The sequence below is a fragment of the Pseudazoarcus pumilus genome, from assembly GCF_002872475.1.
Lineage (GTDB): Bacteria > Pseudomonadota > Gammaproteobacteria > Burkholderiales > Rhodocyclaceae > Pseudazoarcus > Pseudazoarcus pumilus.
The window spans coordinates 1,552,453-1,577,291 of the sequence record NZ_CP025682.1; the positions used below are offsets into that span (position 1 = coordinate 1,552,453).

Annotated in this window: 26 protein-coding genes; 25 read left to right on the top strand and 1 reads right to left on the bottom strand. The window is 66.0% G+C overall.

All coding sequences use genetic code 11. The annotated features are described in order from the left end of the window. Positions 1 to 38: 38 nt before the first annotated feature. The 13 genes from uppS to C0099_RS07520 are packed head-to-tail and all read left to right on the top strand — an operon-like array spanning position 39 to position 12,305. Positions 39 to 827: a polyprenyl diphosphate synthase gene (gene uppS / locus C0099_RS07460; protein WP_102246851.1), complete on the top strand. Its 789-nt coding sequence runs from the start codon at positions 39 to 41 to the stop codon at positions 825 to 827. Beyond that, positions 814 to 1,635 carry a phosphatidate cytidylyltransferase gene (locus C0099_RS07465; protein WP_332870254.1) on the top strand — a complete coding sequence of 274 codons (822 nt, stop codon included), beginning with the start codon at positions 814 to 816 and terminating at the stop codon, positions 1,633 to 1,635. The genes uppS and C0099_RS07465 overlap by 14 nt, the downstream gene beginning before the upstream one ends. Beyond that, complete coding sequence (gene ispC / locus C0099_RS07470) at positions 1,632 to 2,831, top strand: 1-deoxy-D-xylulose-5-phosphate reductoisomerase (RefSeq protein WP_102246852.1); 1,200 nt, start codon at positions 1,632 to 1,634, stop codon at positions 2,829 to 2,831. Before C0099_RS07465 ends, ispC begins: the two co-directional genes overlap by 4 nt. Further along, positions 2,828 to 4,195, top strand: a complete 1,368-nt coding sequence (rseP, locus tag C0099_RS07475) for an RIP metalloprotease RseP (protein ID WP_102246853.1) — start codon at positions 2,828 to 2,830, stop codon at positions 4,193 to 4,195. The genes ispC and rseP overlap by 4 nt, the downstream gene beginning before the upstream one ends. 7 nt (positions 4,196 to 4,202) lie before the next feature. Continuing rightward, positions 4,203 to 6,512, top strand: coding sequence for an outer membrane protein assembly factor BamA (bamA, locus tag C0099_RS07480; RefSeq protein ID WP_102246854.1), 2,310 nt, complete (start codon positions 4,203 to 4,205; stop codon positions 6,510 to 6,512). A 34-nt stretch (positions 6,513 to 6,546) separates the two neighbouring features. After that, entirely contained in the window at positions 6,547 to 7,050 is a 504-nt protein-coding gene (locus C0099_RS07485) for an OmpH family outer membrane protein (RefSeq protein WP_408634127.1), read from the top strand. Positions 7,051 to 7,061: 11 nt separating this feature from the next. Further along, positions 7,062 to 8,084: a UDP-3-O-(3-hydroxymyristoyl)glucosamine N-acyltransferase gene (gene lpxD, locus C0099_RS07490; RefSeq protein ID WP_102246856.1), complete on the top strand. Its 1,023-nt coding sequence runs from the start codon at positions 7,062 to 7,064 to the stop codon at positions 8,082 to 8,084. A gap of 6 nt (positions 8,085 to 8,090) precedes the next feature. Continuing rightward, positions 8,091 to 8,525: a 3-hydroxyacyl-ACP dehydratase FabZ gene (fabZ, locus tag C0099_RS07495; protein ID WP_102246857.1), complete on the top strand. Its 435-nt coding sequence runs from the start codon at positions 8,091 to 8,093 to the stop codon at positions 8,523 to 8,525. Further along, positions 8,525 to 9,295 carry an acyl-ACP--UDP-N-acetylglucosamine O-acyltransferase gene (lpxA, locus tag C0099_RS07500; protein ID WP_199797664.1) on the top strand — a complete coding sequence of 257 codons (771 nt, stop codon included), beginning with the start codon at positions 8,525 to 8,527 and terminating at the stop codon, positions 9,293 to 9,295. Before fabZ ends, lpxA begins: the two co-directional genes overlap by 1 nt. 10 nt (positions 9,296 to 9,305) lie before the next feature. After that, positions 9,306 to 10,466: a lipid-A-disaccharide synthase gene (lpxB, locus tag C0099_RS07505; protein WP_102246859.1), complete on the top strand. Its 1,161-nt coding sequence runs from the start codon at positions 9,306 to 9,308 to the stop codon at positions 10,464 to 10,466. Then, positions 10,463 to 11,059 carry a ribonuclease HII gene (gene rnhB / locus C0099_RS07510; RefSeq protein ID WP_102246860.1) on the top strand — a complete coding sequence of 199 codons (597 nt, stop codon included), beginning with the start codon at positions 10,463 to 10,465 and terminating at the stop codon, positions 11,057 to 11,059. The genes lpxB and rnhB overlap by 4 nt, the downstream gene beginning before the upstream one ends. Continuing rightward, positions 11,056 to 11,514, top strand: a complete 459-nt coding sequence (locus C0099_RS07515; RefSeq protein ID WP_102246861.1) for a CopD family protein — start codon at positions 11,056 to 11,058, stop codon at positions 11,512 to 11,514. Before rnhB ends, C0099_RS07515 begins: the two co-directional genes overlap by 4 nt. Beyond that, entirely contained in the window at positions 11,511 to 12,305 is a 795-nt protein-coding gene (locus C0099_RS07520) for a TrmH family RNA methyltransferase (RefSeq protein WP_102246862.1), read from the top strand. Before C0099_RS07515 ends, C0099_RS07520 begins: the two co-directional genes overlap by 4 nt. Here C0099_RS07520 and gcvH read toward each other — a convergent pair. Next, positions 12,295 to 12,672: a glycine cleavage system protein GcvH gene (gene gcvH / locus C0099_RS07525; RefSeq protein WP_102246863.1), complete on the bottom strand. Its 378-nt coding sequence runs from the start codon at positions 12,670 to 12,672 to the stop codon at positions 12,295 to 12,297. The genes C0099_RS07520 and gcvH overlap by 11 nt on opposite strands. Before the next feature lie 143 nt (positions 12,673 to 12,815). Here gcvH and C0099_RS07530 point away from each other — a divergent pair, with 143 nt between their 5' ends. The 12 genes from C0099_RS07530 to rbfA all read left to right on the top strand — a co-directional run bounded on the left by C0099_RS07530 (position 12,816) and on the right by rbfA (position 24,839). Beyond that, positions 12,816 to 13,703: an alpha/beta fold hydrolase gene (locus tag C0099_RS07530; RefSeq protein WP_102248426.1), complete on the top strand. Its 888-nt coding sequence runs from the start codon at positions 12,816 to 12,818 to the stop codon at positions 13,701 to 13,703. A 1-nt stretch (position 13,704) separates the two neighbouring features. Then, on the top strand, positions 13,705 to 14,556 hold the full coding sequence (locus tag C0099_RS07535) for a 3',5'-nucleoside bisphosphate phosphatase (RefSeq protein WP_102246864.1): 852 nt from the start codon (positions 13,705 to 13,707) through the stop codon (positions 14,554 to 14,556). Further along, a complete protein-coding gene (locus tag C0099_RS07540; protein ID WP_102246865.1) occupies positions 14,557 to 15,189 on the top strand; it encodes an L-threonylcarbamoyladenylate synthase in 633 nt (210 codons plus the stop codon). It abuts the gene before it with no gap. A 66-nt stretch (positions 15,190 to 15,255) separates the two neighbouring features. Then, positions 15,256 to 15,915, top strand: coding sequence for a site-2 protease family protein (locus C0099_RS07545; RefSeq protein ID WP_102246866.1), 660 nt, complete (start codon positions 15,256 to 15,258; stop codon positions 15,913 to 15,915). Between the two features lie 15 nt (positions 15,916 to 15,930). After that, positions 15,931 to 17,133 (top strand): tryptophan--tRNA ligase, encoded by a 1,203-nt coding sequence (locus C0099_RS07550; RefSeq protein WP_102246867.1) that lies wholly within the window; start codon positions 15,931 to 15,933, stop codon positions 17,131 to 17,133. A gap of 60 nt (positions 17,134 to 17,193) precedes the next feature. Further along, positions 17,194 to 18,024: a segregation and condensation protein A gene (locus tag C0099_RS07555; protein WP_102246868.1), complete on the top strand. Its 831-nt coding sequence runs from the start codon at positions 17,194 to 17,196 to the stop codon at positions 18,022 to 18,024. Beyond that, the gene (gene scpB / locus C0099_RS07560) at positions 18,005 to 18,598 is read left to right on the top strand and encodes an SMC-Scp complex subunit ScpB (RefSeq protein ID WP_102246869.1); all 594 of its coding nucleotides are present in this window, start codon (positions 18,005 to 18,007) and stop codon (positions 18,596 to 18,598) included. Before C0099_RS07555 ends, scpB begins: the two co-directional genes overlap by 20 nt. After that, entirely contained in the window at positions 18,540 to 19,556 is a 1,017-nt protein-coding gene (rluB, locus tag C0099_RS07565; protein WP_102246870.1) for a 23S rRNA pseudouridine(2605) synthase RluB, read from the top strand. The genes scpB and rluB overlap by 59 nt, the downstream gene beginning before the upstream one ends. Positions 19,557 to 19,706: 150 nt before the next feature. Further along, positions 19,707 to 20,135 (top strand): ribosome maturation factor RimP, encoded by a 429-nt coding sequence (gene rimP, locus C0099_RS07570; protein WP_102246871.1) that lies wholly within the window; start codon positions 19,707 to 19,709, stop codon positions 20,133 to 20,135. Positions 20,136 to 20,160: 25 nt separating this feature from the next. Then, positions 20,161 to 21,636: a transcription termination factor NusA gene (gene nusA, locus C0099_RS07575; protein ID WP_102246872.1), complete on the top strand. Its 1,476-nt coding sequence runs from the start codon at positions 20,161 to 20,163 to the stop codon at positions 21,634 to 21,636. Positions 21,637 to 21,649: 13 nt separating this feature from the next. Then, entirely contained in the window at positions 21,650 to 24,436 is a 2,787-nt protein-coding gene (infB, locus tag C0099_RS07580; protein WP_102246873.1) for a translation initiation factor IF-2, read from the top strand. A 13-nt stretch (positions 24,437 to 24,449) separates the two neighbouring features. Next, the gene (gene rbfA, locus C0099_RS07585) at positions 24,450 to 24,839 is read left to right on the top strand and encodes a 30S ribosome-binding factor RbfA (protein WP_102246874.1); all 390 of its coding nucleotides are present in this window, start codon (positions 24,450 to 24,452) and stop codon (positions 24,837 to 24,839) included.

Here is a 24,839-nt window from a genome sequence, read left to right on the forward strand (position 1 = left end):
GAGGCGTCTTCAAACGCAGCACACCTGGGGGCTCTCCGATGGTGAAAGCCACGTTCACCAGTTCCACCCGTGCGGTACCCGAGGTCGGCGACGTGCCTGCCCACATCGCGGTCATCATGGACGGCAATGGCCGCTGGGCGCGCAGCCGCTTCCTGCCTCGCATCGCCGGGCACCGGCGCGGCGTCGAGTCGGTCAGGGCGGTAATCCGTGCGTGCATGGAGCGCGGCGTCACCCACCTGACGCTGTTCGCCTTCAGTTCCGAGAACTGGCGCCGCCCCAGCGACGAAGTCTCCTTCCTGATGCAGCTGTTCATGCGCGCCCTGCAGAACGAGGTGCGCCGGTTGCACGAGCACGGCATCCGCTTTCGCGTGATCGGCGATCTGTCGCGCTTCGAGCCGCGACTGATCGAGCTCATCCGCGACGCCGAGAACCTCACCCGCGACAACGACAAGCTGACGCTGAGCATCGCCGCCAACTACGGCGGACGCTGGGACATCGTGGGCGCGGTCAATCGCCTCGTCGCGCGTCATCCGGGTCGCAGCGATTTCAGCGAGGACGAGATCGGCGCCGAACTGGCGATGAACTACGCGCCCGAGCCGGACCTGTTCATCCGCACCGGCGGCGAGCAGCGCATCAGCAACTTCCTGCTGTGGCAACTGGCCTATACCGAGCTGTACTTCACCGACACCTTGTGGCCGGATTTCGACGAAGCGGCGCTCGACGCCGCCATCGCTTCCTATCGGGGGCGCGAGCGCCGTTTCGGTCGCACCAGCGAGCAGCTCGGGCGGGCATCGGGCGTGTTTGAACGCCCGGATGGCGATGCTTAAGGAGCGCGTCCTCACCGCCGCGGCGCTCGTCGCGGGGCTGCTCGTGGCCCTGTTTCTCGCGCCGGCCTTCGTCTGGCTGCTTCTGGTTGCGATCGCGTGCGCTCTGGCCGCGCGCGAGTGGGCGGTTCTGGCCGGTTTTCGCGCCGGCGCCGGGATTGGTTATGCCGCATTCGTCGCGTTGGCATGCGTCGCAGCCGGTGCCTGGGTCGATGCCGTGCCGTCGCATGGCCTGTTGTGGCTGTATGGGCTGGCGGCCGGGTTCTGGCTGGTGATTGCGCCGCTGTGGATGCGCCACCGATGGACCCTGTCGGGACGCGCTACGGCGGCCGGGGTCGGCCTGCTGGTGCTGCTGCCGGCAGCGCTCGCACTGGTGCATCTGCGCGCAGTCGATGTGTGGCTGCCGCTGGGAGCGATGGGGCTGGTGTGGGTGGCCGACATCGCCGCCTATTTCTGCGGGCGCCGCTTCGGTCGCGTCAAGCTCGCACCGTCGATCAGTCCCGGCAAGACGCGCGAGGGTGCCCTCGGCGCCGTTGTCGCGGTCATCCTCGTGGGTCTGGCCTTGTACGCCTTCGACGACGGTGTCTTGCACACATTGCCGCTGTTGGGCTGGGTCGCGCTGCTGACGCTGTTGACGCTGCTGAGCATCGCCGGCGATCTGTTCGAGTCGCTGCTCAAGCGGCAGGCAGGGCTCAAGGATTCGGGTACGCTGTTGCCGGGCCATGGTGGCGTGCTCGATCGCATCGACAGCCTGACGTCCACCCTGCCGGTGATCGGTCTGGTGGTGGTGATCTCCGATTTCCTGACATGAGTCCGCAATCTGTGCGCAATCTCGTCATTCTCGGTGCAACCGGCTCGATCGGCGTATCCACGCTCGATGTCGTCGCGCGCCACCCCGAGCGCTTCGCGGTGTTCGCGCTGAGCGCGCACCGGCAGATCGGGCGGCTGTTCGAGCAATGCCTGCAATTCGCCCCGCAGTTCGCCGTGGTCGCGGCTCAAGACGACGCGCGCGACTTGCAGCAGCGGCTCCGAGAGGCGGGCAGCCGCACCGAAGTGCTGGCGGGCGAAGCCGCGCTGGCCGATGTCGCCTCAGATGAGCGTGCCGATGTCGTCATGGCCGCCATCGTCGGCGCTGCCGGGTTGCTGCCCACGCTGGCGGCGGCGCGGGCGGGCAAGCGCGTACTGCTCGCCAACAAGGAGGCGCTGGTGCTCGGCGGGGCCTTGTTCATGGACGCGGTGCGCGCCGGCGGCGGCTCCCTGTTGCCCATCGACAGCGAACACAACGCGGTTTTCCAGGCGCTGCCCGCGGACTATGCGCGCTGCCCGGACAGCGCCGGGGTGCGACGCATCGTGCTGACCGCATCCGGTGGGCCGTTTCGCGAGTGGCCGCTGGAGGCGCTCGCGGGCGTCACCCCGGAGCAGGCCTGTGCCCATCCGAACTGGGTCATGGGCCGCAAGATCTCGGTCGATTCGGCGACGATGATGAACAAGGGCCTGGAGGTGATCGAGGCGCACTGGCTGTTCGGCGCCCTCGTCGACCGCATCGACGTGGTCGTGCATCCGCAGAGCGTGATCCACTCCATGGTCGAATACGTGGACGGTTCGGTGGTGGCGCAACTGGGCAACCCCGACATGCGTACGCCGATCGCGCACGCGCTCGGATTTCCCGAGCGCATCGAGGCCGGCGTGACCTCGCTCGACCTGTGTCAGGTTGCGCGCCTGAGTTTCGAGGAGCCCGATTTTTCGCGCTTTCCGTGTCTCGCGCTGGCCTACGACGCCTTGCGCGAAGGCGGCGCGGCGCCGGCGGTGCTCAATGCCGCAAACGAGGAAGCCGTGGCCGCCTTTCTCGCCGGGCGCCTGGGTTTCACGCAGATCGCTGCGGTCATTGCCGCGACGCTGGAACGCGCCAACGGTCTGTCGGTCGAATCCGCGCAAGCCATCCTCGACACCGATCGAAGCGCGCGCACGCTCGCGCGCGAGTCGATCCGCCAACGCGAGACGCAATGAATCTGCTCGAATACCTCATCCCGTTCGTCCTCGCGCTCGGCGTGCTGATCTTCATCCACGAACTGGGCCACTATCTGGTCGCGCGCTGGTGCGGGGTCAAGGTCTTGCGTTTCTCGGTGGGCTTCGGACAGCCACTGCTGAAGTGGTCGGTGGGGCGCGATCGCACCGAATGGGTGCTTGCTGCCTTTCCGCTCGGCGGCTACGTGAAGATGCTCGACGAACGCGAAGGCGATGTGGCTGCCGGCGACCTGCCGCGTTCGTTCAACCGCCAGTCGGTGTGGCGCCGCTTCGCAATCGTGTCGGCCGGACCGCTGGCGAACTTCCTGCTCGCCATCGTTCTGTACTGGGGCTTGTTTTCCACCGGGACCGAGGAATTGCGTCCGCGTCTGGCACTGACCGAAACAGAGCAGAGCGTGGCGCGCGAGGCCGGCGTGCGCGAGGGCGACACCGTGCTGTCGGTCGATGGCGAGGGCGTGCGCAGCTGGACGGATCTTCGCTGGCTGCTGCTGCGCGAGGTGCTCGACCGCGGCCAGACTCAGATACATGTGCGTACCGCGGAACAGGTTGAAACCATCCGGACCCTGGATTTCCGCCAGGTGAGTATCGACGACCCCGACACCGACCTGATCGAACGCATCGGCCTGCGCCCGTGGCGGCCGGTGATTCCGCCGATCGCCGGGCGCATTCTCGACGGTGGCCCGGCCGATCGCGCCGGGCTGCGCGAGGGCGATCGCATCGTGGCGGTCGAGGGGCGCGACATCGCATCCTGGAGCGCTCTCGTAGCGACCATCCGCGAACGCCCCGGGGAGCCATTGGCCACGCGCGTGGAGCGCGACGGTACGCAACTCGAGTTGACCGTCGTCCCGGAGGTGACCGAGGAGGGCGGGCAGCGCTTCGGACGCATCGGTATCGGCGCGGCGGACGTGCCGGAGCTGCGCGAGCAGATGTTCACGACCGTGCGTTACGGACCCGTAGAGGGGCTCACGCGGGCGATCGGCAAGACCTGGGATACCAGTGTGCTGACGCTGAAGATGATCGGGCGCATGTTCACCGGCGACGTGTCGTGGAAGAATCTCTCCGGGCCGGTCACGATTGCCGATTACGCAGGGCAGAGCGCACGCCTGGGATTGGCTCACTACCTGGGTTTCGTGGCCTTGATCAGCATCAGCCTGGGGGTGCTCAACCTGCTCCCGATCCCGGTGCTGGATGGCGGGCATTTGCTGTATTATGTTGTGGAGATTTTGAAGGGCAGTCCCGTTTCCGAGCGCACCATGCAGATCGGACAACAGGCCGGCCTGGTGGTACTCGCGATGCTGATGACGTTTGCGTTCTACAACGACATCATGCGGCTGATTTCCGGTTGAGAGCCGAATGAGATTGAAACTCCTGAGCGGGCTGGTGGCAGCCCTTTTTGTTGCCGGCCCGGCTCTCGGCTTCGAAGCCTTCGAAGTCCGTGACATACGGGTCGAGGGCATTCAGCGCACCGAGGCCGGTACCGTCTTCAACTACCTGCCGGTGCGCGTCGGCGACACCTTCACCGAGGAACAGGCGGCCACCGCGATCCGCGAGCTCTTCGCGACCGGTTTCTTCAGCGATGTGCGCATCGAGGTCGAGAACGACGTCATCGTCGTCATCGTCGACGAGCGCCCGGCCATTGCCGACATCACCTTCGTCGGCCTGCGCGAATTCGACGAGAAGGTACTCAAGGACAGCCTGCGTGTGATCGGCCTGGCCGAGGCACGGACCTTCGATCGCGCGCTGCTCGAGCGGGCCGAACAGGAACTCAAGCGCCAGTACCTGGGGCGTGGCAAGTACGCCGCCGAGGTCGTCACCACGCTCACGCCGCTCGAGCGCAACCGCGTCGGCATCAATTTCACCGTCGACGAAGGGCAGGTGGCGAAGATCCGCCAGATCCGCATCGTCGGCACCAATGACTTCGACGAGGATGATCTCCTCGACCTGTTCGCCCTTCGCACGCCGGGCTGGCTGACCTGGTATACCAAGAATGATCAGTACTCGCGCCAGAAGCTGTCGGCCGATCTCGAGGCGCTGCGCTCGCACTATCTCGACCGCGGCTACCTCGATTTCAACATCGATTCGACCCAGGTCTCGATCACGCCCGACAAGAAGGACATCTACATCACGGTGAACATCACCGAGGGCGAGAAATACACGGTTTCGGACGTGAGCTTCACGGGTGACCTGATCCTGCCCGAGGAGGAATACCTGTCGCTCGCGCGCATCCGTCCGGGCGAGGTGTTTTCGCGCGCCAACCTGACCGAGACCACGGACGCGATCATCGATCGGCTGGGCAACGAGGGCTATGCCTTCGCCAACGTCAATGCCGCCCCGGAGGTGGACGAGGAAAAGCGCGAGGTGTCCTTCACGATCTTCGTCGATCCGGGTCGCCGTGTGTATGTGCGTCGCATCAATATCGGTGGCAACACGCGTACGCGCGATGCGGTCGCGCGTCGCGAGATGATTCAGATGGAGGGTGCGTGGTATGACGCGTCGTTGATCAGCCGTTCGCGCAATCGCATCGACCGGCTCGGCTACTTCGACGAAGTGTCGCTGCAGACGCCTGCCGTGCCGGGAGCGACCGATCAGGTAGACGTCAATGTTACGGTCAAGGAGCGTCCGACCGGGAACTTGGCGCTGGGCGCCGGTTTCTCCAGTTCGGAGAAGCTTGTGCTGTCCGGTTCGATTTCGCAGGACAACCTGTTTGGCAGTGGAAAGTCATTGTCTTTGGGTATCAATACGGCCAAATCAGGGCGGACGGTGTCGCTGTCGTTTACCGATCCTTATTATACGGTCGACGGCATCAGCGTTGGTTACGACGTCTATCATCGCACTTACGATCCTTCGCGCACGCTGTCGGTGGCGCGCTACCGCTCGGTGTCGACAGGTGGTGGTTTGCGTGTTGGCTTCCCGGTCGGTCTCGACGATAAAATCAACTTTGGCTTGGCAGTCGACCGTACAGAGATTACGACCTATGAAGACAGCCCTGATCTGTACAAGGACTTTTGCACGGATTTCGGTTGCTCGTCGGATTCAGGCGTTGGCAAGGTTACGGTTGATAGTCTGATTGCCTCGCTCGGCTGGTCCAGCGATTCGCGCGACAGCGTCCTGTACCCGCGTTCGGGTACCTATCAGCGAGTGTCTCTCGAGGGCTCAATCCCGCCGGGCGAGCTAAAGTATTACAAACTCAATTACCAGTACCAGTACTGGCTGCCCTTGGGCCGTGACAATGCCTTGATGCTCAACACCAATGTCGGCTGGGCAAAAGGCTATGGCGGCAAGCCCGTTCCGTTCTACAAGAATTTCTATGCCGGGGGTATCGGGTCTGTGCGCGGCTATGAGCAGAGTTCTCTGGGGCGGAGAACGGCCGACGACGATCCGATCGGCGGTACGCGCCTGGTGGTGGGCAACGTCGAGTACTACTTCCCGCTGCCGGGATCGGGCCAGGACCGCACCTTCCGCACCTCGTTGTTCTTTGATGCCGGCTACGTCTGGGACGAGGACGAAGACCTCGATTTTGGGCAGATGCGCTACAGTACCGGTCTGGCGTTTTCGTGGTCGTCACCGCTCGGACCGCTCAAGTTCAGTTTCGGCTTCCCGCTCAATGCCGAGTCGGGCGACGACGTGCAGCGCTTCCAGTTCCAGTTCGGTTCGGTATTCTGAGTCCGCGCTGCCATCGGACATTCCGGAGGTCCAAGTGAAATTCAAGGCAATTCCCGTTCTTTTCCTCGTACTGCTCGGCGCGATGCCGCTCGCCGCCGCTGCGCAGTCGAAGATCGGGTTCGTCGATTCCGATCGCCTGATGCGCGAGGCCGCGCCGGCGGTGCGCGCGCAGCAACGCCTCGAGAAAGAGTTCGAGCAGCGCGACCAGGATCTGCAGCGCATCGCGCGCGAGTTGCAGACCATGCAGGAAGAGCTCGAGCGCAACAGCCTGACCATGGGCGAGACCGAGCGGCGCGAGAAGGAACGCGCCTTCAACGACATGAGTCGCGATTTCCAGCGCAAGCAGCGCGAGTTCCGTGAGGATCTGAACCAGCGTCGCAATGAGGAGCTGGCGATGGTGCTCGACCGGGCCAACAGCGCGATCAAGGATGTCGCCGAGGCCAATGACTACGACATCATCCTGCAGGAAGCGGTGTTCGCCAGCCCGGATATCGACATCACCGACATGGTGATCGAAGCGCTCGCCAACGGGCGCTGAGCGCGCCCGCGATGTTCCGTCTCGATGAACTGGTGGAGCGTCTTGGCGGCGAACTCGTCGGCGATGCCACCGTGACCGTCTCCCGTGTCGACACGCTCGAGCGTGCCGGCGCGGATGCGATCAGTTTTCTCGCCAATCCCAGATATGCCGGCCAGCTGGCGAGCACGCGCGCGGCCGCGGTGATCGTGGGCGCCCGCGCCCGCGATGCGACCACGCTGACGCGCATTGTCGCCGACGATCCCTACGTGTACTTCGCGCGCGTGTCGCAGCTGCTCAATCCGGCGCCGCGCCCCCCGGCGGGGGTCGCCCCGTCCGCCGATCTGGCATCGGTGGTGCCGGAGACGTCGAGCGTCGCGGCGGGCGTGTCGATCGGCGGTGGTGTCGTGCTGGGCGAGAACGTGGTGATCGGGCCGGGCTGCCACATCGACGACCGCGTGCGTCTGGGCGACGATACTGTGCTGCATGCCAACGTCACCATCTACGCCGACTGCGAGCTGGGCGAGCGTTGCATCGTGCACTCCGGTGCGGTGATCGGTGCGGATGGCTTCGGTTTCGCGCGCGAGCGCGACGGGTCCTGGGTGAAGATTCCCCAGGTGGGTCGCGTGATCGTCGGCAACGACGTCGAGATCGGGGCGAACACGACCATCGATCGAGGCACGCTGGCCGACACCGTGATCGGCGACGACGTCAAGCTGGACAACCAGATCCAGATCGCCCACAACGTGACCATCGGGGCGCACACCGCGATCGCCGGCTGCGTAGGCATCGCCGGTAGCACGACGATTGGGCGGCGCTGCATGATCGGCGGTCAGGCGGGCATCATCGGCCACCTCGAGATCGTCGACGACGTCGTCGTCTCGGCCGGTACCCTGGTCACCAAGTCGATTCGCGAGGCAGGCGTGTATACCGCCAGCCTGCCGCTGCAGTCGCATGGCGACTGGGTGCGCAATTTCGCGCATCTGCGCCATCTGGACAGCCTCGCGGATAGAATACGCCGCCTCGAACAACTCCTGACCGAGCGTCCCGACGCCTGAGATCCCATGGACATCAACGAAATTCTCGAATACCTGCCGCACCGCTACCCGTTTCTGTTGGTCGACCGGGTGCTGGAGATGGAAGAGGGCAAGCGCATCGTCGCGCTCAAGAATGTGACGATGAACGAGCCGTTCTTCCCCGGCCACTTTCCCGGCCATCCGGTGATGCCGGGCGTGCTCATCGTCGAGGCGATGGCCCAGGTCGCCGCGCTGCTGTCGTTCAAGAGCATGGGCGTGAAGCCCGACGAGAACTCGGTGGTGCTGTTCGCGGGCATCGACGGCGTGCGCTTCAAGCGTCAGGTGGTGCCGGGCGACCAACTCATGTTCGAAGTCGAGATCCTGCAGAGCAAGCGCAACATCTACAAGTATCGGGGCATCGCACGTGTCGACGGTCAGGTCGCGGCCGAGGCCGAACTGATGTGCGCACTCAAGACGAAGTGATGATTCATCCCACCGCAATCGTTCATCCGGGCGCGAAACTGGGCGAGAACGTCGAGATCGGCGCCTACTCGCTCGTCGGCGAACACGTCGAGATCGGAGACGGGACGCGTGTCGGCCCTCATGTCGTGATCGAAGGGCGCACACGCATCGGACGCGACAACGAGATCTTCCAGTTCTGTTCCATCGGCGCCGCACCACAGGACAAGAAGTACGATGACGAACCGACGCGGCTCGAGATCGGCGATCGCAATACCATTCGTGAATTCTGTTCGTTCAACGTCGGCACGGCACAGGATGCCGGTGCCACGCGCATGGGCGACGACAACTGGATCATGGCCTACGTGCATGTCGCCCACGACTGTCAGGTGGGTGACCACACCATCTTCGCCAACAACGCGACGCTGGCCGGCCACGTGCACGTCGGTGACTGGGCGATTCTCGGCGGCTTCACTGGAGTGCATCAGTTCGTGAGGGTCGGCGCGCACAGCTTCTGCGGCGTCGGTACCGTGCTGCTGCAGGATCTGCCGCCCTATGTCACGGTTGCCGGCAATCCCGCCAAACCGCACGGCATCAACAGCGAGGGGCTGCGCCGGCGCGGTTATTCGCCCGATGCGATCGCGGCGGTCAAGCGCGCGTACCGTGCGCTCTACCGTTCCGGGCTGAGCCTGGAGGACGCGCGCGCGCGCGTGGCCGAGATCGCCGCCGAGGTGCCCGAAGTGAGTCCGTTCGAACGTTTCCTTGCCGCGAGCACGCGCGGCATCGTTCGCTGAAGCGGGCGCCATGGTCAAACGCATCGCCATGGTCGCCGGAGAGGCTTCCGGAGACCTGCTCGCCAGCCGGCTGATCCGCGCCCTGCGCGTGCATCACCCCGACGCCGAGTTCTTCGGCATCGGCGGGCCGCAGATGGAGGCCGAGGGCTTTCGCACGCTGTGGCCGTGCGACCGCCTCGCGGTACATGGCTATGTCGACGCGCTGCGTCGCTACCGGGAACTGTCGGGCATTCGCCGCGAACTGCTCGCGCGCGTGCTCGCCGAGTGCCCGGACGCGCTCATCGGTGTCGATGCCCCCGATTTCAACCTCTGGCTGGAGCAGCGCGTGCGCGAGGCCGGCATCCCGGCCATCCACTTCGTCAGTCCGTCGATCTGGGCGTGGCGGGGCGGACGCATTCGGCGCATCGCGCGTTCGGTCTCGCACATGTTGTGCCTGTTTCCGTTCGAGCCTCCGCTGTACCGCGATGCCGGCGTGCCGGTGAGTTACGTCGGCCACCCGCTCGCCGACGAGTTTCCGCTGGTGCCCGATCGTGCGGCGATGCGCGAGCGGCTCGGACTGCGTCCGGATGCACGCGTGATCGCGATGCTGCCCGGCAGTCGCGACTCGGAGGTGCGCAATCTCGCGGGCATCTACATCGAGACTGCGCAAATTCTCGCCTCGCGCCATGCCGACGCGATCTTCCTGGTGCCGCTGGCCACACGCGAGACGCGTCGCATCTTCGAGCAGGCGCTGTACGACGCGGGCGCCGAAGAGCTGCCGCTGCGCGTGCTCTTCGGGCACGCGACCGACGCCATGACGGCGGCCGACGTGGTGTTGGTAGCCAGCGGCACGGCCAGCCTCGAGGCGGCGCTGCTCAAGCGACCCATGGCCATCTGCTACCGTATCGGCAAATGGCAGTACCGGCTGATGAAACGCATGGCCTATCTGCCGTGGGTCGGCCTGCCCAACATTCTGTGCGACGAATCGCTGGTGCCCGAACTGCTGCAGGATGCGGCCACGCCCAGTGCGCTGGCCGATGCGCTCGACGGCTGGCTCGAAGATCCGGCCGCCTGTGAGCAGCTGGCCGAGCGCTTCACCGAATTGCACCTGGACTTGCGCCAGGACACCGGGGCGCGCGCGGCCGAGGCGATCCTGCCGTATCTCGAACGCGTGACGGAGCGCAGCGCATGAGCACGCTGGTGTGTGGCGTCGACGAGGCCGGCCGGGGGCCGTTATGCGGCTCGGTGGTGGCCGCGGCCGTGATTCTCGATCCGGCGCGCCCCATCGAGGGGCTGGCCGACTCGAAGCGGCTCACCGCGAAACGGCGTGAGCGCCTGGCCGTGCAGATCCGCGAACGCGCGCTGGCGTGGGCGGTTGCCGAGGCCGGAGTCGAGGAAATCGACCGACTCAACATCCTGCATGCCTCATTGCTGGCGATGCGCCGTGCCGTCGAAGCGCTGCCGTTCGCGCCCGCCCTGGTGCGCGTCGATGGCAACCGCTGTCCTGCGCTCGGGCTGCCATGCGAGGCGGTCGTTGGCGGCGATGCCTTGGTGGCGGAGATTTCGGCGGCCTCGATTCTCGCCAAGACCGTGCGTGACGAGACCATGAACCTGCTCGACGCGCGGTATCCGCACTACGGTTTCGCACGCCACAAGGGCTATCCGACGCCCGAACATCTGGCCGCGCTGCGTGATCATGGCGCACTGGCCTGCCATCGCCGCAGTTTCGGGCCGGTTAGGGCCATCCTGGCTCAAGCCAGCCTCTTTCCGGGAGAAACGACATGAGCCTGCAACACCTGACGCTGTTCCTGCACCTGCTGGCCGTCATCGTATGGGTGGGTGGCATGGCCTTCGCCTACCTGTGTCTGCGACCGGCGGCGACGATGCTGCCGCCGGCACAGCGCCTGCCGCTGTGGGTAGCCACGCTGGAGCGTTTCTTCACGCTGGTGTGGGGCGCGATCGTGCTGATTCTGGCGAGCGGCTTCGGCAAGCTCGGCGCGGTCGGTTTCGCCAACGCGCCGGGCGCCTGGCACTGGATGATGCTCACCGGACTGGTGATGGTCGCGGTCTTCGTCTTCCTGTGGTTCGGCCCGTGGCGCCGCCTCAAGGCCGCCGTCGCGACCGAGGACTGGGCAGGCGGCGCGCTCGCACTGGGCATGATCCGACGCCTGGTGGGCTTCAACCTCGCACTCGGCCTGGTCACCGTGGCCATCGCGACGCTGGGCCTGGCCTGGTTTTGAAGCACGTCAGCTCGCGCGACAATGCGCTGCTGCGGCGCCTGCGCCGTCTCGCCACGTCGGCGCGCGAGCGGCGCGAATCCGGGCTGACGTTGCTCGACGGCGTACATCTGGTCGAAGCGGCCGAGGCCGCGGGCGTTATCTTGCAAGAGTTGCTGGTCAGCGAACACGGCGTGCAGCAGCCCGAGATCGACGCGCTGCTCGCGCGCCATCCCGGCGTGGCGGTGACGCTGGTGCCCGATACGCTGTTCGCGCATGCCAGCCCGGTGGACTCGCCGTCGGGGGTGCTCGCACTCATCGCGACGCCGCCCGAGACCGATGCAAGTCTGTCGTCCAGCGTGATCGTGCTCGACGGTGTTCAGGATCCGGGCAATCTCGGCACCATCTTGCGCACCGCCGCGGCTGCCGGTGTCGGCGATGCGCTGCTCACTACCGGCTGTGCCCAGGCGTGGGCGCCGCGCACGCTGCGTGCCGGCATGGGCGGGCACTTCCGCCTGCACATCCGCGAACGCGTCGACGTCTCCACGGCACTTGCGGGTTTTCAGGGGCGCATCGTCGCCACCGGAGTGGGCGCGAACGCGCGCTCGCTGTACGAGACCGAACTGACCGGAGCGGTCGTCTGGCTGTTCGGTGCCGAAGGCGCCGGCTTGTCGCCCGCGGTGGCGGCGCTTGCCACGGATGTGGTGACGATTCCGATGCCCGGTGAAGTCGAATCGCTCAACGTCGGCGCGGCCGCGGCGGTGTGTCTGTTCGAACAGGTGCGCCAGCGCCTTGGCACAGCGCTCAATCGATGAGCTTGCGGTAGGCCTCGGCGTCGAGCAGGGCGGGTTGCGCCCCGGCTGCCGGGCGCATGCGGAACAGCCAGGCGTCGTAGGGGGCGTCGTTGACCGATTCAGGCGCCTCGCTCACGCCGTTGTTGATCGCGATGATCTCGCCGGAGACGGGCGCATGAATGTCCGAGGCAGTCTTGACCGACTCGATCACTGCACACGGGGCGCCGGCCTCGATGGCGCGTCCGGCTTCGGGCAACTCGACGAAGACGATGTCTCCCAGCGCGTCCTGCGCGTGGTCGGTGATGCCGATCGTGAGCGTGCCGTCGGCTTCAGTGCGCACCCACTCGTGCGTCTCGGCATAAGCCAGTTCGGCGGGAAGATGGCTCATCTGCAGTTTCTCCGGTGATGTTTCGATGCGGTTCGCGGCGCGTCGGTCCGCGGCCGGGAACGAATGGTAGCGCGATGCGGCGTTGCATGCGCGACCCGCGAGCGGGGTGCGCAGGTGTTTTCCGACGGGCTATGATCGGCGCCATGAAGTCCTTTTCGAGCACTTTCCATACGCTGCGCGGCGTGACCATTCATGTCCGCGAATGGGGCAGGGCGGATGCGCCGGCCCTGTGGATGCTGCACGGCTGGTCCGACGTCTCGGCCACCTTCCAGTTCGTCATCGACGCCCTCGAGCACGACTGGCGCGTAATCGCGCCGGACTGGCGCGGCCACGGCCTGAGCGCACGCGGCGCCGACGCCTACTGGTTCGCCGACTATCTTGGCGATCTGGACGCGCTGCTGCGCGTGTATTCGCCACACGCGCCGGTGCGCATGGTCGGGCACAGCATGGGCGGCAACGTGGCGCACCTGTACGCGGGTGTGCGCCCCGCGCGCGTGCGTGCGCTGGTCACGCTCGAATCCCTGGCGCGCGCGCAACGCCCGGCCGAGGAGACGCCGCAGCGCCTGCAGGCCTGGCTCGATCAGCTCGCCGCTCGCAAGGCGCCAAGGCGCTACGAAGACGTCGAGGCCCTGGCGCTGCGCCTGCGCCGCGCCAATCCACGCCTGAGCGCCGAGCGTGCGCGCTTCATGGCGCAGCACTACACCGAGGCCGACGGACGGGGCGGGGTGCGCATCGCGGTCGAGCCGGCGCACCGCAACGTGCATCCGTTCATGCATCGTCGCGACGAGGCCGCAGCGTGCTGGCGCCGCATCACCGCACCGGTGCTGTGGCTGATGCAGGAGGGCGGCGGCTGGCGCGAGCTGCGCGGCGTCGACGAGGCCGCCTGGGAGCAGACCCGTGCCTGTTTCGCCGATCTGCGCGAAGCGGCGATCGCCGATTGCGGGCACAATATGCAGCATGACCAGCCAGAAGCCGTGGCCGCCGCGATCGAGGATTTTCTCGCCGAGGTCGCGCCCTACCATGCCGGATGACATGAACGACGAACCGCGCAACGCCGATCTGCACTGCCATTCCAACGCCTCGGACGGCTGGATGTCGCCCGCCGAGGTGGTGCGGCGCGCGCACGCCAATGGCGTGGACCTGCTCGCGCTGACCGACCATGACACGCTCGCCGGGCTCGACGAGGCGCTCGCCGAAGCCGCGCGACTGGGGCTGGACATGGTCTGCGGCGTGGAGGTTTCGGTGACCTTCGCCAACGAGACGGTGCACATCGTCGGCCTGGGGGTCGATCGCGCCGACGCGACCCTGCGCGCGGGGCTCGCCGGCCTGCGCGCCGGGCGCATCGAACGGGCGCGGCGCATGGGCGCGGCGCTGGCCGAAGCGGGGGTGCCGGGCGTGTTCGAACGCGCGATGCGTCTGGCGAGCAATCCCGAGATGATCGGCCGCGCGCACCTTGCGCGCGCCATCGTCGACGCCGGGCATCAGCCCGACGTGGGCACGGTGTTCCGGCATTATCTTGCCAAGGGCAAGCCCGGCTACGTCGAGCATCGCTGGGCGACGCTCGAGGATGCGGTGGCCTGGATCCGCGCGGCCGGCGGAATCGCGATCGTTGCTCACCCGGCGCGCTATCGGCTCGATGCGATCGGCATGGAGCATCTGTTCGACCGCTTCGCCGCCTGCGGTGGCGAGGGTGTCGAGGTGGTCTCCGGTGCGCACGATGACGACGAGATCGCCGAGTATGCACAACTGGCGCGCCGACGCGGCCTGCTTGCCTCGCGCGCCTCCGATTTTCATGGCCCCGGCGAGAGCCGCGTCGATCTCGGCGGCTGCCTGCCGTTGCCGGCTGGGCTCAAGCCGGTGTGGGCCCGCTTGCAGGGAGGTTAGATGTCCCAGTTCTTCAGCGTCCATCCGACGAATCCGCAACCGCGTCTGATCCGTCAGGCGGCGCAGATCGTGCGCGAGGGCGGGCTGATCGTGTTCCCGACCGATTCGGCCTGGGCCCTGGGCGGTCACATCGGCGACGCCGGGCTGCTCACGCGCATCCGTCGCATCCGCGGCGTGGACGATCGCCACCACTTCACGCTGATGTGCCGCGACCTGTCCGAGATCGGCACCTACGCGCGCGTCGACAACGCCCTGTTCCGCCTGCTCAAGGCCACCACACCGGGCACCTACACCTTCATTCTCGAGGCCACGCGCGAACTGCCGCGTCGCGTCATGCACCCCAAGCGCAAGACCATCGGCCTGCGCGTGCCCGATCATCCGCTGGTCTCGGCGCTGCTCGAGGAACTGGGTGAGCCCCTGCTGACCTCGACCCTGCTGCTGCCGGGAGAGGATCTGCCGCTGAGCGACATCGACGACATCGTCGAGCGCGTCGGCAAGCAGGTCGACCTGATCATCGAGGCCGGCGCCTGCGGCCCCGAGGCGACCACGGTCATCGACCTGACTTCGGGTGCGCCGGAGTTGTTGCGCGCGGGCAAGGGTGACCCCTCGCCGTTCGGGCTGGAGGCAGGATGAGGCGCTGCCCGGCACGGGCAGGGCGCGCTCTCTGCTAGAATCGGACGCTTTGATGCGCGCGCTTTCATGGACACGCTGATTTCCACCCTCGCGATCTGGTCGCTGCCGGTGCTGCTTGCGATCACGCTGCACGAGGCGGCTCACGGCTATGTGGCGCGACATTTCGGCGATCCGACCGCGGCCGAGGCGGGGCGCATCACGCTCAATCCGTTCAGCCATATCGACCCGGTGGGCACCATTCTCGTGCCGGCGGGCATCCTCGTCCTGTCCATGCTGGCGGGCAGTGCAGGCATCCTGTTCGGCTGGGCCAAGCCGGTGCCGGTCAATTTCGCGCGGCTCAACAATCCCAAGTCCGACATGCTGTGGGTGGCCGCGGCCGGCCCGTTCATGAATCTGGTGATGGCCATCGGCTGGGCGGCGCTGCTCAAGCTCGCACACGCCGGCTTCGGTGGCGCGTATGCCGACCCGCTGATGCAGATGGCGCTGGCCGGCATCATGATCAACGCGGTGCTGATGTTCCTCAATCTGCTGCCGATCCCGCCGCTCGACGGCGGGCGCATCGCGGTCAGCCTGCTGCCCGACCGGCTGGCCTGGCAGTTCGCGCGGATCGAGCCCTACGGCTTCCCGATCCTGTTGCTGCTGCTCTTCTCGGGTATCCTCGGCGCGATACTGTGGCCCATGATCGCCATCTTTCGCGACCTGCTTTCAACGATTTTCGGTTTCTAGACTTCTTCAATCATCATGTACGCTGAACGCGTTCTCTCCGGCATGCGCCCGACCGGGCGTCTGCATCTGGGCCACTATCACGGCGTGCTGCGCAACTGGGTGAAGCTGCAGGAGGAGTATCCCTGCCTGTTCTTCGTCGCCGACTGGCATGCGCTCACGACCAACTACGATTCACCGCAGGTGATCGAGGACACCGTGTGGGACATGCTCGTCGACTGGCTCGCGGCCGGCGTCGATCCTGCCCAGGCCACGCTGTTCATCCAGTCGCGCGTGCCCGAGCATGCCGAACTGCACCTGCTGCTGTCGATGATGACGCCGCTGGGCTGGCTCGAGCGCGTGCCGACCTACAAGGATCAGCAGGAAAAGCTCGCCAACAAGGATCTGTCGACCTACGGCTTCCTCGGCTATCCGCTGTTGCAGTCGGCCGACATCCTGATCTACCGCGCCGACAAGGTGCCGGTGGGGGAAGATCAGGTGCCGCACGTCGAGATCACGCGCGAGGTCGCGCGGCGTTTCAATCATCTCTATGGGCGGGAACCGGGCTTCGAAGAGAAGGCGCGCGAGGCCGCGCGCAAGCTTGGCACCAAGCGCTCGCGCCTGTATTTCGAGTTGCGTACCCGCTTTCAGCAGGAAGGCGACGAAGCCGCGCTCGAGCAGGCCCACGCAGTGCTTGAGGAGACGCAGAACCTGAGCATGACCGACCGCGAGCGCCTATACGGCTTTCTCGAGGGCAGCAGCAAGATGCTGCTGGTCGAGCCCGACGCGCTGCTCACCGAATCTGCGCGCATGCCGGGCCTGGACGGGCAGAAGATGTCCAAGAGCTACGGCAATACGATCTACCTGCGCGAGGATCCGGACACGGTGGCGAAGAAAATCCGCACCATGCAGACCGACCCGGCACGCGTGCGGCGCACCGACCCGGGCGATCCGGCCAAGTGCCCGGTGTGGCAATTCCACGTCGTGTACTCGGACGATGCGACCTGCGAATGGGTGCAGCAGGGCTGCCGCAGCGCCGGCATCGGCTGTATCGAGTGCAAGCAGCCGGTGATCGACGCGGTGGTCGCCGAGCAGGAACAGATGCGCGAACGCGCCCAGCCCTACGTCGAGGACCCGACGCTGGTGCGCAACATCATTGCCGACGGTTGCGAGCGCGCGCGCAAGCTCGCGCAGGAGACCATGCGCGACGTGCGCGAAGCGATGGGGCTGTCGTACTCGTGAGGCATGTCACGTTTCGTGACCATGCCGGGGCTTGCTCCAGACGCCGGCGTTCGAGCTACAATGTCGCAGCCGCTCGATCTCGCACCGGCTGATGCCGCCGGTCGGCTCGATGCGGTGGCGCGTCTTTACGGCGCGCCGATGCTCGAATTGCCGAAGGACCTCTACATCCCGCCCGATGCGCTGGAGGTGTTTCTCGAGGCCTTCGAAGGTCCGCTGGACCTGCTGCTGTATCTGATCCGCAAGGCGAATCTCGACATCCTCGACATTCCCATGGCGGCGCTGACCGCGCAGTATCTGGGCTACGTCGAGGCGATGCGACGTCACAATCTCGAACTGGCGGCCGATTACCTGTTGATGGCCGCGACGCTGCTCGAGATCAAGTCGCGCATGCTGTTGCCGCGGCCGTCGAAGATTGCGGACGATGAGGAGCACGATCCGCGCGAGGAACTCGTGCGTCGTCTGCTCGAATATGAACAGATGAAGCTCGCGGCGCTGCGCATCGACGCGCTGCCGCGCCTCGATCGCGATTTCGCCATGGTCGGCGTGTTCGTTGCCGAGCGCGTCGTCGAACGCCTGCCGGAGGTGAGCCTGCACGACCTGCAGCTGGCCTGGCTGGCGCTGATGAAGAAGGCGCGCCTGAGCGCGCACCACACGGTCAGCCGCGAGGAACTGTCGGTCCGCGAGCACATGAGCCGCATGCTGCGCAGTCTGCGGCGTGGATCGTGGGTTGGCCTGGAGACCCTGTTCGAGCCGGAGCTGGGGCGCGCGGGGCTGGTCGTGAGCTTTCTGGCGATGCTCGAACTGGTCAAGGAGAAGCTCGTGCTGGTCACCCAGGTCGAACCGCTGGCGCCGATTTACGTGAAGCTTGCCGATGCACCTGCAAACGCCTGAGGACTACAAGCGGGTTATCGAGACGGTGCTGCTGGCCGCGACCGGTGCGCTTGAGGTGGCCGAACTGCGGCGCCTGTTCGAAGCCGATCCAGGGCCGGAGATGGTGCGCAAGCTGCTTGACGAATTGCGTGCCGACTGGGACGGGCGCGGTGTCGAGTTGGTGCGCACTGCCTCGGGCTGGCGCTTCCAGACGCGGCTCGAGTACCAGGTGTATGTGGAGCGACTGCGGGACGAAAAACCGCCGAAGTACTCGCGCGCGGTGCTCGAGACGCTGGCGATCATCGCCTACCGTCAGCCGGTTACACGCGGGGACATCGAGGACATCCGCGGCGTGGCGGTGTCACCGAACGTGATCCGCACCCTCGAATCGCGCGGCTGGGTCGACGTCGTCGGCCACCGCGACACCCCGGGTCGACCCACCTTGCTGGCGACCACCCGGCGTTTTCTCGACGACCTTGGCTTGCGCAGCCTCACCGAGCTGCCGCCATTGGTCGAAATCGAAAGGATGATGGACCTTGTCGAAGAACAGGAAACCGCGCACCCCGCTGCGCCCGCCGACGAAGAAGAAATCTGAACCGCAGAACGCCAATCCGGCGATGCGCCCGGATGCGCACAAATCCGCGCTCGGCGTCATCAAGCGCGAGGGGCCGCCGCGCGCGCGTCCCGGCCGCGGAGAGCCGCCGTCCAAACCCGCGACCTTCGCCGAGCCAGAGCGTCTGCAGAAAGTACTCGCCCAGATCGGCATCGGCTCGCGCCGCGAGATCGAGGAATGGGTGATTGCCGGTCGCATCTCGGTCAATGGCCTGCCGGCAGCCCTGGGACAGAAGATCGGCCCCGGAGATCTGGTCAAGTACAACGGCAAGCCGATCCCGCTCAAGTTCGCCGAGCAGCGCGAGACGCGCGTGCTGATCTACCACAAGCCCGAGGGCGAGATCGTCTCGCGCGACGATCCGGAAGGGCGCCCGTCGGTATTCGAGCGTCTGCCCATGCTCAAGAAGGGGCGCTGGATCGCGGTCGGCCGACTCGACTTCAACACCTCCGGCCTGCTGCTTTTTACCAATGACGGTGATCTGGCCAACAAGCTCATGCACCCGCGCTACGAGATGGAGCGCGAGTACGCCGTGCGGCTGCTGGGCCGGCTCGACGACGAACAGGCCGCCGCGCTGACCGCCGGCATCGAGCTCGAAGACGGGACGGCGCGCTTCTCCAGTCTTCGCGACGAGGGAGGAGAGGGCGCCAACCACTGGTATCGGGTGATCCTGTCCGAAGGGCGCAACCGCGAGGTGCGCCGCATGTTCGAGGCGGTCGGCCTGACCGTGAGCCGGCTGATGCGCGTGCGCTATGGCCCGGTGGAACTGCCGTCCAAGATCAAGCGCGGCATGTGGATGGAAATGCCCGAGGCGCAGGTCAAGGCGCTGACCGGAAACACCGCGCCGGGGCGCCAGCAGCGTCCCGAGGAAAAGAAGCGCCGTCGGCGCAACGAGGGCAAGGTGCACCGCACCGCTGCGCCCAGGCGTCGCGCCGCGGGCTGAGCGCGCGCGTCTTTCCCAAATTGCCTGTTTTCGGTGCAGGCGTTATAATCGAAAAGCTCGACAGATCGCGAATTCGCGTTGTGTCGGCGTTCCGGTTGAATTCAACAGGGATGGGCGCTGGCGCCCATTTTTTATTTGTAGGCGTCGAAAATGGATATCGAAGCGCTGGTCGGCCAGGTCGTCGAGGGACTCGGCTTCGAGTTCGTGGACTTCGAGAGCACCCCGAAGGGGCGGCTCATGCGCGTGTTCATCGATATCGAGCGCGGCATCACGGTCGACGACTGCGCTGCGGTGAGCAATCAGCTCACACGCGTTTTCGAGGTCGAGAACGTCGATTACGACCGCCTCGAGGTGTCCTCCCCGGGGCTCGATCGCCCGTTGAAGAAGGCCGCCGATTACGAACGGTTTACCGGTAGCGAGGTGCAGTTGCGTCTGCGCATGCCCGTCAACAATCAGCGCAATTACATCGGCGTGCTCGCCGGCCTGATCGACGGCGAGGTGCGGCTCGAGACCGGCAAGGGAGAGGTCTCCTTTCCCCTGGAAGAAATTGAAAAGGCACGCCTGGTTCCCAGGTTCTGAGTTTCCGGATGTGGAGGTTTGTTAGATGAGCCGCGAAATACTGCTGCTTGTGGATGCGCTGGCACGCGAGAAGAACGTCGAGAAGGACGTCGTGTTTGCCGCGCTCGAATCGGCGCTCGCATCCGCGACGAAGAAGCGAATCAACGACGACGCCGATGTGCGCGTGACCATCGATCGCGAGACCGGCGACTACGAGTCGTTCCGGCGCTGGGTGGTGATGCCCGACGACGAAGTCACCAACGACGAGGCCGAGATGGGCGTCATCGATGCGCGCGAGGTCGACGCCGAGATCGAACTGGGCGACTACATCGAGGAGCCCATCGAGCCGGTCGATTTCGGCCGTGTCGGCGCACAGGCGGCCAAGCAGGTGATCCTGCAGAAAATCCGCGACGCCGAGCGCGAGCAGGTGCTCAACGACTTCCTCGAACGCAAGGAGCATCTGGTCTCCGGGTCGATCAAGCGCATGGAACGCGGTAACGCGATCATCGAGGTCGGGCGGCTGGAGGCGGTGATTCCGCGTGACCAGATGGTGCCGCGCGAGAACCTGCGCGTGGGAGACCGCGTCAAGGCCTTCCTGCAGCGCATCGACCGCAACGCGCGCGGACCCCAGCTGATCCTGTCGCGCACCGCACCGGAGTTTCTCGCCAAGCTGTTTGAGCTGGAAGTGCCCGAGATCGAGGAAGGATTCCTCGAGATCAAGGGTTGCGCCCGGGACCCCGGTCTGCGCGCCAAAATCGCCGTCCAGTCGCACGATTCGCGCATCGACCCGATCGGCACCTGCGTGGGTCTGCGTGGCTCGCGCGTGACTGCGGTGCGCAATGAGATCGCCGGCGAGCAGATCGACATCATCGTGTGGTCGTCCGATCCGGCGCAGTTCGTGATTTCGGCCTTGCAGCCGGCAGAGGTCGTCTCCATCGTCGTCGACGAGGAAAACCACTGCATGGATGTGGTGGTCGACGAGAACAATCTGGCGATCGCCATCGGCCGCAGCGGGCAGAACGTGAAACTCGCCTCGGAACTGACCGGTTGGACGATCAACCTGATGAGCGAGGAAGAATCGGCGCAGAAGTCCGACGAAGAGCGCAGCAAGCTGCGCGAGCTGTTCATGAGCAAGCTCGACGTCGATGACGAACTGGCCGACATCCTGATCGACGAGGGTTTCGCCTCGCTCGAGGAAGTTGCCTACGTGCCGCTGGCCGAGATGCTCGAGATCGAGGCCTTCGATGAGGCCACCGTCACCGAGCTGCGCGACCGCTCACGCAACGTGCTGCTGACCGAGGCGATCGTTACCGAAGAGCAGCTCGAACACGTGTCCGAGGACATGCTCGGACTTGAAGGCATGGACAAGTCACTGGCAGCGACGCTCGCCCAGAACGAAGTGCGTACGCGCGACGATCTGGCCGATCTGGCTGTCGACGAACTGGTGGAAATGACCGGGATTCCGGAGGACCGCGCTGCGGCGCTGATTTCGCTTGCGCGCGCGCACTGGTTCGAAGAGTGAGGGGAGGGATTCGATGGATGAAATGAGCGTTACCCAGTTCGCCGGCGAGCTGAAGATGCCGGCCAACGTGCTGCTCGAACAGCTGCAGAAGGCGGGCGTGAGCAAGTCCGGAGTCGAAGACCTGCTCACCGAGCAGGACAAGGCGCGGCTGCTCGAGTACCTGCGTCGCTCGCATGGCGAGATGCAGCCCAAGGGCAAGATCACGCTGACGCGCAAGCAGACCTCGGAGATTCGCGCCACCGACTCCTCCGGTCGTGCACGCACGGTGCAGGTCGAGGTGCGCAAGAAGCGCGTCTTCGTCAAGCGTGACGAGGTCGCCGCCGAGGCACCGCCCAAGCCCGCCGTGGAAGCCGTCGAGCCGCCGCCGGCACCCGCTGCGGTGGCCGAGGACGTCGCGGCTGTCGAAAAACCGGTCGCGCCCGTCGAGCCGGTCGAGAGCACGCCGGAACCGGTGACCGAAGCGAGCGCGCCTGTCGACGCGCCCGCGCCGACCCCCGAGCCGGTCGTCGAGGAGGACGTCGCTGCGAAACGCGAAGCGGCGGCCGCAGCGGCCCCGGCCGAAAAGGAAAAGAAGTCCGACGGCGATGCCAAGCCGGTGCGCAAGCGCACCCGCGTGCCCGCTCAAGCCTATCTTTCCGCAGACGAGATCGCCTCGCGCGCAGCCGAGGACAAGCGCATGCAGCAACTGCGCGAACGCCAGGAAGCCGATCTGCGCGCCAAGCAGGAGCGCGAGCTGGCTGCCAAGGCCGCTGCAGTAGCGGCCGCGGTGGCGGCGGAACAGCCTGCCGAAGAGGAGCCTCAGCGCGGCAAGGGGCCGACGGGTACGCTGCATCGCCCGGCCAAGGCTGACGCCGGGCGCGACGCCCGGCGCGGTGCCCGCCCGCCGGCCGACGACGCGCCCAAGTCGCGACGCGGCATGAAGACGCGCGGCGAGATCGGCGGTGGCGGCGGCAACTGGAAGGGCGCGCGTGGTGGCGGTCGCTCGCGCGGCGGCAATGCCAACCGCGATCAGTCGAACTTCCAGGCCCCGACCGAGCCCATCGTGCGCGAAGTGCACGTTCCCGAGACGATCACCGTCGCGGATCTGGCCCACAAGATGGCAGTCAAGGCGGCAGAGGTCATCAAGGCGCTGATGAAGATGGGCTCGATGGTCACCATCAACCAGGTTCTCGATCAGGAAACGGCGATGATCATCGTCGAGGAGATGGGCCACAAGGCGGTCGCCGCCAAGCTCGATGATCCGGATGCCTTCCTCGAGAGCACCGAAGAGGATCACACCGACGCGATGCTGGTGGCGCGAGCCCCGGTGGTCACGGTGATGGGTCACGTCGACCACGGCAAAACCTCGCTGCTCGACTTCATTCGTACCTCCAAGGTCGCGGCCGGCGAGGCCGGCGGCATCACGCAGCACATCGGCGCCTATCACGTCGAGACGCCGCGCGGCATGCTGACATTTCTCGACACGCCGGGCCACGAAGCCTTCACGGCGATGCGTGCGCGTGGCGCCAAGGCCACCGACATCGTCATCCTGGTGGTCGCAGCGGACGACGGCGTGATGCCGCAGACACGCGAGGCCATCCACCACGCCAGCGCCGCAGGCGTGCCGCTGGTGGTCGCCATCAACAAGGTCGACAAGGAAGAAGCCAACCCCGATCGCGTCAAGCAGGAGCTGGTCTCCGAAGGCGTCGTGCCGGAAGATTACGGCGGTGACGTAATGTTCATGCCGGTGTCGGCCAAGACCGGGCAGGGCATCGACGAACTGCTCGAGGCCGTGCTGCTGCAGGCCGAAGTGCTGGAACTGCAGGCGCCGGCCGATACGCCGGCCAAGGGCTTGATCATCGAGGCACGCCTGGACAAGGGGCGCGGTCCCGTCGCGTCCCTGCTGGTGCAGTCCGGTACGCTGCGCAAGGGTGATGCCCTGCTGGTGGGTGCGACCTTCGGGCGCGTACGCGCCATGCTCGACGAGAACGGCAAGTCCATCGACGAGGCGGGCCCCTCGATTCCGGTCGAGATCCTGGGCCTGTCCGATGTGCCGGCGGCCGGCGACGAGGCAATCGCGCTGGCCGACGAGAAGAAGGCGCGTGAAATCGCGCTGTTCCGTCAGGGCAAATTCCGCGACGTCAAGCTCGCCAAGCAACAGGCGGCCAAACTCGAGAGCATCTTCGAGCAGATGGGAGAGTCGGAGATCCGGACGCTGCCGCTGATCGTCAAGGCCGACGTACAGGGTTCGCAGGAAGCGCTGGTGCAGTCGCTCAACAAGCTCTCCACCGAAGAAGTGAGGGTCAACGTCATCCACGGTGCAGTCGGTGCCATCACCGAGTCGGACATCAACCTCGCGCAGGCTTCGGGCGCGGTGGTGATCGGCTTCAACACCCGTGCCGACTCGGGCGCGCGCAAGCTCGCCGAGACCTTCGGCGTCGACATCCGCTACTACAACATCATCTACGACGCGGTCGACGACGTGCGCGCGGCGCTGTCGGGCATGCTCTCGCCGGAGAAGCGCGAGAACATCATCGGCATGGTCGAGGTGCGCCAGGTGTTCCGCGTACCCAAGATCGGTGCGGTGGCCGGCTGTTACGTCACCGAAGGCACGATCAAGCGTGGTGCACTGGTGCGTGTGTTGCGCGACCACACGGTGATCCACAGCGGTACCCTGGATTCGCTCAAGCGCTTCAAGGACGACGTCAAGGAAGTGCGCAGCGGTTTCGAGTGCGGTCTGTCGGTGAAGAACTATAACGAGATCGAGGAAGGCGACCAGCTCGAGGTCTACGAGATTCAGGAGATCGCCCGCAGTCTGTGAGCGGGGAGAGCGTATGGGCAACAAGGAATTTTCCCGTAGTCAGCGCGTCGTCGAGCAGATCCGTCGTGAACTGGCCGAGCTGATCCGCACCGAAGTGAAGGACCCGCGCGTCGGCTTCATCACGCTCACCGATGTCGAGATCAGCCCGGACTATGCGCACGCCAAGGTGTTCTTCACCTCGATGACCGGCGAGGAGGGGCTGCCGGAAATTCTCGTCGGCCTGCGACGCGCCAGCGGCTTTCTGCGTCGCGAGTTGGGGCGGCGCGTGCGCATTCACACGACGCCCGAGCTGCACTTCGTCTATGACAGTTCGGTCGAGAACGGCAGCCGCATGTCCAAGCTGATCGACGAGGTCGTGGCCGAGGACGAGGCTCGCGCGGCCGGGCGCGACACGAACGATTAA